Here is a 5,835-nt window from a genome sequence, read left to right as displayed (position 1 = left end):
CTGCCCACCCCCTCGGCCGAGGCGGCGGAGCGGGTCCGGCAGCTCGCCCACCCGGCCTGGCCGCACCCGCCGGCCGCGTACGACGCCGCGGTGGCCCTGGCCACGCTGGACCTGTCCGACCTGCTCGCCCTGCTGGTGCACCCGCCGGCCGCGCCGGCCACCGCGCTGGGGCGGGTGCTCGCCGGCCAGGACCCGTCGCTGTGGGTGCGCTGCGTGCAGGCCTGGGCCTGCCTCGGCCTGCTGCACCACCGCACCGACGAGCCGTGGGCGGAGTCCACCCGGCGCCGGGTGCTGCTGGAACTGGTCTGGGGCGTGGAGGACTGGATCACCGAGGCGGCGCTGTTCGCCCTGGTCACCGCCGCGTGGGTGGACCCCGCCGTGCGCCCGGACGTGGCGCGGGCGGTTTCCGAGCGGCTCGCCGACGTGGCAGCCGTGGCCCGCGAGCGCCGGGTGCCGATCGCCGTCTCGCTGGCCCACCTGGCGCTGGCCACCCCGGACCTCGACCCGCCCACCCGCGAACTGGCCGACACCCTGATCACCGCCCCGGCCCCGGCCGCCTCGCCCGGCGCCCTGCACCGCCTCTGGCGCCGCCTCACCGCATTCGTCCGCGGCAACCCCTGAGCGGCCGCCCTCCGTCCGGGGTCGTCCGGAAAAGCGGCGCGGCCACGCCGTACCCGATGACGGGTCGGCGTGGCCGCGACGGGTGGGTCAGGCGACGGGGGCCTTGCCGAGGGCGGCCTCGGCCTGGTCCTCCGGGGTGGCGTCCGCCGGCGGGGCGTCGTTCGACGACCGCAGCGGGACCTCCTTGATGAACCAGGCGAGCACCGGGACCGCCACGGTGAAGAAGACCGCCCAGAAGAAGACGTTCGAGATGGCGTCGGAGAGCGCGCCGAGCACGACCTCCCGCACCGGGCCGGAGAGCTCCTTGAGCTTGTCCAGGTTCATGGCGCCACCCTCGCCACCGCCCCCGCCCGCGAAGGCCGGACCGGCGGCGGAGTCGGCGAGCCGGTTGGCGAAGATCGCGCCGAAGAGCGAGACGCCGAACGAGCCGCCGATCGACCGGAAGAAGGTGGCCGCGCCGCTCGCCGCGCCCAGGTCCTTCTGCTCCACGCTGTTCTGCGCGATCAGCATCGAGGTCTGCATGAGGAAGCCCATGCCGACGCCGAGCACCACCATGTAGAGCGAGGAGACGGCCTTGCTGGTGCCCAGGTCGAGCTGGGTCAGCAGGCCCATGCCGGCGGTCATGACCACGCCGCCGGCGATCGGGAAGGCCCGGTAGCGCCCGGTCTTCGTGATGGCCCGGCCGACCACCAGCGAGACCACCAGCATGCCGAACATCAGCGGGAGCAGCAGCAGGCCGCTGTTGGTGGCCGAGGCGCCCTGCACGGTCTGCTGGTAGAGCGGCAGGAAGTTCATCGCGCCGAACATGGCGAAGCCGAGCAGGAAGCCGATCACCGAGATGAGGGCGAAGTTCCGGTTGCCGAACAGGCCCAGCGGCAGGATCGGCTCGGGGGCGCGCCGCTCGACGAGACCGAAGGCCACCAGGGTGACCAGGGCGAGCGCGGCGAGGCCGAGGATCTGCGGGGAGACCCAGTCGTACTGGTTGCCGCCCCACGTGGTGACCAGCACGATCGCGGTGATGCCGACGGAGAGCAGCGCGGCGCCCAGCCAGTCGATCTTGTGCTCGGTGCGGTACTTCGGCAGGTGCATGGTGGTGGCGAGGACCAGCAGGGCCACGCCGCCCAGCGGCAGATTGACGTAGAACGCCCAGCGCCAGGAGAGGTGGTCGGTGATGAAGCCGCCGACCAGCGGGCCGGCCACCATGGCGATGGCCATGATGCCGGCGATCATGCCCTGGTAGCGACCCCGCTCGCGGGGCGGCACCAGGTCACCGATGATCGCCATGACGCCGACCATCAGGCCGCCGGCGCCGAGGCCCTGGACCGCCCGGAACGCGATCAGCTCGATCATCCCGGTGTCGACCCCGCCGAACACGCTGGAGCCGGACATGCCGCAGAGCGCGGACCCGACCAGGAAGACGACCACCGCGGTCAGGAAGACCGCCTTGCGACCGTAGAGGTCACCGAGCTTGCCCCAGATCGGGGTGGAGACGGTGGTGCCCAGCACGTACGCGGTGACCACCCAGGTGAAGTGGTCGGCCCCGCCGAACTCGAAGACGATCCGCGGCAGCGCGGTGCTGACGATCATGTTGTCGAGCATCGCGAGCATCATCGCGATCATCAGGCCGAACAGCACGACCCGGACGTTGGGTCTCGCCGTCACCTGGGCTGGTTGACTCATGGGTAAGCTCCCCCGAAGATCTGTGACCAACTTACTTGCCGTCCGGCTAGCTACCTTACTAGCCGGACGGTAAGTTGGGCAGTAGAAACCGTCAAGCGAATTGGGTGGTACGGGTGAGGGAGAGCACAGGCGGCACGCGGCAACGCATCCAGGCCGTCGCGCTGGAGCTCTTCACCGAGCAGGGGTACGAGAAGACCTCGCTCCGGGAGATCGCCGAGCGGCTCAACGTGACCAAGGCCGCCCTCTACTACCACTTCAAGAGCAAGGACGAGATCGTCAGCAGCTTCGTCGACGACCGGCTGCGCCGGATGGACGAGCTGATCGAGTGGGCCGCCACGCAGCCGGCCACGCTGGCGACCCGGCGCGAGCTGATCGGACGGTACGCGGACGCGATATTCGCCGGTGAGCTGCCGTCGGTGATGCGGTTCTTCGAGCAGAACCAGACGGTGCTCAAGAGCCTCACCGCCGGGCAGCAGATGCGCGACCGGATGATGCGGCTGGCCCACGAGCTGTGCCGGGGGGACGACTCCCCGGCCGCCCAGCTGCGCGCCACGCTGACCCTGTTCGCCGTGCACAGCAGCTGGTTCGCGGTCCGCACTCCGGGCATCACCGACGACGAGCGCCGGAAGATCGCCCTCGAGGTGGCGGACGAACTGCTCGCGAGGATCGCCGACGAATCCTGACCCGGGCCGGCCGCCGGCCGCCGGCGGGGTCAGGCGGGTGGCGTCAGGTCCAGGCGCAGGCCCAGCAGCTCGACGCCGGGCAGCGGGGTCCAGTCCTTCTCCGGCGCCCGCACGAAGCCCAGCCGCGCGTAGAGCCGCCGCGCCACGGGGGCCAGCCCGCTGCGTACGCAGATCACCACGGCCGAGCAGCCCAGCTCGGTGGCACGGGCCACGCAGGCCCCAACCAGGGCCGCCCCGGCGCCCCGGCCCTGCGCGGCGGGGTCGACGGCGAGCATCCGGAACTCGGCCTCGCCCGGGCCGGCGAGTTCGGCGTACGGGGTGCCGGGCAGCACGAACGTCACGGCGCCCACCACCTCCCCGGTGACCTCGTCGGCGGCGACCAGCACCTCGCCGGTCTCCGCACGGGTGGCCACGTCGGCGAGCACCGGGGCGTAGCCGGTCTCGCCCTTGAGCTGCCCGTCGGCCTCGTACGCGGCGACCGTCAGGCGGGCCACCGTCGGGAAGTCCGCCGGCTCGGCGCGGCGGACCAGCAGCCCGCTCAACCGATCACCGCGATCAGGTCACCGTCCTGCACGACGTCGCCCTCGTTGACCGCGATCTGCTGCACCACACCGTCGGACTCGGCGATCACCGGGATCTCCATCTTCATCGACTCCAGGATCACCAGCGTGTCGCCCTCGGACACGGTGTCCCCGGCCGACGCGACGACCTTCCAGACGTTCGCCACCATCTCGGCGCGGATCTCCTCGGCCATCTTCGGGCCCTCCCTCTCCACCGGCATTCCTGCGAACGGTATCCAATCATGACTCCGCTCACGTCCGGCACAGCGCGCCCGGCACGCCGGTTCCGCCCCCGCCGGTCCCCGGGCACCGCCGTCGGCACTAGCATCAGCGCCGTCGGTTCCCGGCGCCCGGGAACCGGTACGCGACCTCCGCCGCGCTCGCCCGCGGCCGGACCGTGACCAGCACAAGGAGGCAGAGCATGGCGAAGAAGGCCCGGAAGAAGAAGGCCCGGAAGAAGAGCGGCGCCAACCACGGCAAGCGCCCCAACTCCTGATTCCGGATCAGCGAGACGCCGGCCCCCGGGGCCGGACACACCGGTGGCCCGGGTCCAGACGGACCCGGGCCACCGGTGTGTTCAGCTCGTTCCCGCTGCCGTCAGTCGGCCAGCTCGCGGGACTCGGTGGTCTCGAAGACCACCAGCTCGGTCAGGCGGACCCGCAGCCGCTCGCGCAGCTGCTCCGGCGCGGTCTCGTTGCCGCAGCAGCGGGCGACCAGCGCCTTCACCTCCTGCTCGATGCCGTACTCGCGCAGGCAGGGCCCGCACTCGTCCAGGTGGTGCCGGATCAGGAGGCGGCGCTCCTCGCCGCACTCCAGGTCCAGGAAGAGGTAGACCTCCGCCAGCACCTCGCGGCAGTCCGTCTCGTGCGGCTCTCCACAGCTCACGGTCACACCTCCCGGCCGGCAGCGGCGGTCGAACCCTTCGACGGCGCGGCGCTGAAACCCCGCTCCGCCGCGTACTGCTCGAGCAGCTTGCGCAGATTACGACGGCCCCGGTGCAGCCGGGACATGACCGTGCCGATCGGCGTGCCCATGATGTCGGCGACCTCCTTGTAGGAGAAGCCCTCGACATCGGTCAGGTAGACGGCCAGGCGGAACTCCTCCGGCAACTGCTGGAGGGCCTCCTTGACGTCGCTGTCCGGCAGCCGGTCCAGCGCCTCGGTCTCCGCCGAGCGCAGTCCGCTGGACGTGTGCGACTCCGCCTCGGCGAGCTGCCAGTCGGTGATCTCGTCCGTGGGTGCCTGCACCGGCTGGCGCTGCCGCTTCCGGTAGGAGTTGATGTAGGTGTTCGTCAGGATCCGGTACAACCAGGCCTTCAGGTTGGTGCCCTGCTCGAACTGGTGGAAGGCGGCGTACGCCTTCAGGTACGTCTCCTGGACCAGGTCCTCGGCATCCGCCGGGTTGCGGGTCATCCGCAGCCCGGCAGCGTAGAGCTGATCGACGAAGGGCATCGCGTCCCGCTCGAAGCGGGCCCTGCGCTCGTCCGTCTTCTCGGTCGTCAACACGTCCCCTCGCGTCGGATGCTTTCCCGCCGAGGATACGCGTACCCACCTGTCGGCAGATTCACTTCCGGACTCTGTGCCGGTGCTCACGGCCGTCGCCCCCGCGGGCCACTCCGGCGCGTCGAGCAGCTGCCTGAGCTGCCGCGCGTCCCGTTCGTCCCGCTCCCGGCTCCGTGTCTCGGTCGGCACCGGTCACCCCCCTCGGCTGGAAATGTCTCCGGAGGTAGTAACGCGCGCCGTGGGGCGGGACATTCCGTCACCGCCCCACCCGTTCCTGGTCCCGGCCTCGGCCGCAACCGACGCTGGGACCAGGAAGGGCCTGGGAGGGTGGCCCCGGACGCCCGAACCGGACGCCCGACACCACCCGTAGCAACGACCCGCCGCCACGGACGGTCACGCCGCCCCGGCGCCGCCGCCGCGTGTCGCCCCGCCCGGCGCTGGACCGTCGCGGGCCGGGAGACACGGTCAGGTGGGCAGCCAACCCTGGCCACGCAGCCAGTCGCGGACGACGGCGGCCGTGGCCGCCGGGTCGCCGCGAAGGTCGTGCCGCTCCCCCGGGCGGGTCACCACCTCGACGCCGGGGCCGGGCTCGGGCACCCCGAACGGGTCCCGGTCGCCGTTGACCACCAGCGTGGGCAGGCCGGTACGCAGTTCCTCGGCCCGCGACCGTTCCGGGCGCCCGGGCGGGTGCAGCGGGAACGCCAGCGCGACGATCCCGGCCGCGCCGACGGTGTGCGCGGTGCGGCAGGCGACCCGGGCGCCGCTGGACCGGCCGCCGACCAGCCAGCG

General features: G+C 72.2%; 8 protein-coding genes and 1 pseudogene. 2 read left to right on the top strand and 7 right to left on the bottom strand.

Annotated features, from left to right (window positions below):
* Positions 1-621: pseudogene (locus tag B0E53_RS32340) on the top strand (tetratricopeptide repeat protein); the annotation flags it as partial.
* Positions 622-708: 87 nt separating this feature from the next.
* Here the strand turns inward: B0E53_RS32340 and B0E53_RS32335 are convergent.
* The gene (locus B0E53_RS32335; RefSeq protein WP_107079433.1) at positions 709-2,301 is read right to left on the bottom strand and encodes an MDR family MFS transporter; all 1,593 of its coding nucleotides are present in this window, start codon (positions 2,299-2,301) and stop codon (positions 709-711) included.
* A 113-nt stretch (positions 2,302-2,414) separates the two neighbouring features.
* Between B0E53_RS32335 and B0E53_RS32330 the strand changes: the two genes are divergently transcribed.
* Entirely contained in the window at positions 2,415-2,984 is a 570-nt protein-coding gene (locus tag B0E53_RS32330; protein WP_107079434.1) for a TetR/AcrR family transcriptional regulator, read from the top strand.
* Between the two features lie 29 nt (positions 2,985-3,013).
* On the opposite strand, the gene B0E53_RS32325 is transcribed toward B0E53_RS32330, so the two are convergent.
* From B0E53_RS32325 to B0E53_RS32305, 6 genes are all read right to left on the bottom strand, one after another.
* Positions 3,014-3,526: a GNAT family N-acetyltransferase gene (locus tag B0E53_RS32325; RefSeq protein ID WP_107079432.1), complete on the bottom strand. Its 513-nt coding sequence runs from the start codon at positions 3,524-3,526 to the stop codon at positions 3,014-3,016.
* Positions 3,523-3,738: a biotin/lipoyl-binding carrier protein gene (locus B0E53_RS32320; protein ID WP_089012714.1), complete on the bottom strand. Its 216-nt coding sequence runs from the start codon at positions 3,736-3,738 to the stop codon at positions 3,523-3,525. The genes B0E53_RS32325 and B0E53_RS32320 overlap by 4 nt, the downstream gene beginning before the upstream one ends.
* Before the next feature lie 133 nt (positions 3,739-3,871).
* Positions 3,872-4,024 carry a hypothetical protein gene (locus B0E53_RS38090; RefSeq protein WP_168215463.1) on the bottom strand — a complete coding sequence of 51 codons (153 nt, stop codon included), beginning with the start codon at positions 4,022-4,024 and terminating at the stop codon, positions 3,872-3,874.
* 117 nt (positions 4,025-4,141) lie between these two features.
* Positions 4,142-4,429, bottom strand: coding sequence for a mycothiol system anti-sigma-R factor (rsrA, locus tag B0E53_RS32315; protein WP_107079431.1), 288 nt, complete (start codon positions 4,427-4,429; stop codon positions 4,142-4,144).
* Between the two features lie 2 nt (positions 4,430-4,431).
* Positions 4,432-5,235 carry a sigma-70 family RNA polymerase sigma factor gene (locus B0E53_RS32310; protein WP_107079430.1) on the bottom strand — a complete coding sequence of 268 codons (804 nt, stop codon included), beginning with the start codon at positions 5,233-5,235 and terminating at the stop codon, positions 4,432-4,434.
* A 276-nt stretch (positions 5,236-5,511) separates the two neighbouring features.
* On the bottom strand, positions 5,512-5,835 hold a 324-nt coding region (locus B0E53_RS32305), incomplete at its 5' end, for an alpha/beta family hydrolase (RefSeq protein WP_348639683.1).

Source organism: Micromonospora sp. MH33 (assembly GCF_003013775.1).
In the GTDB taxonomy this organism is placed as follows: Bacteria; Actinomycetota; Actinomycetes; order Mycobacteriales; family Micromonosporaceae; genus Micromonospora; species Micromonospora fulviviridis.
The sequence above is the reverse complement of the archived record's forward strand: the minus strand, read 5'-3'. Positions and strand labels throughout refer to the sequence as shown.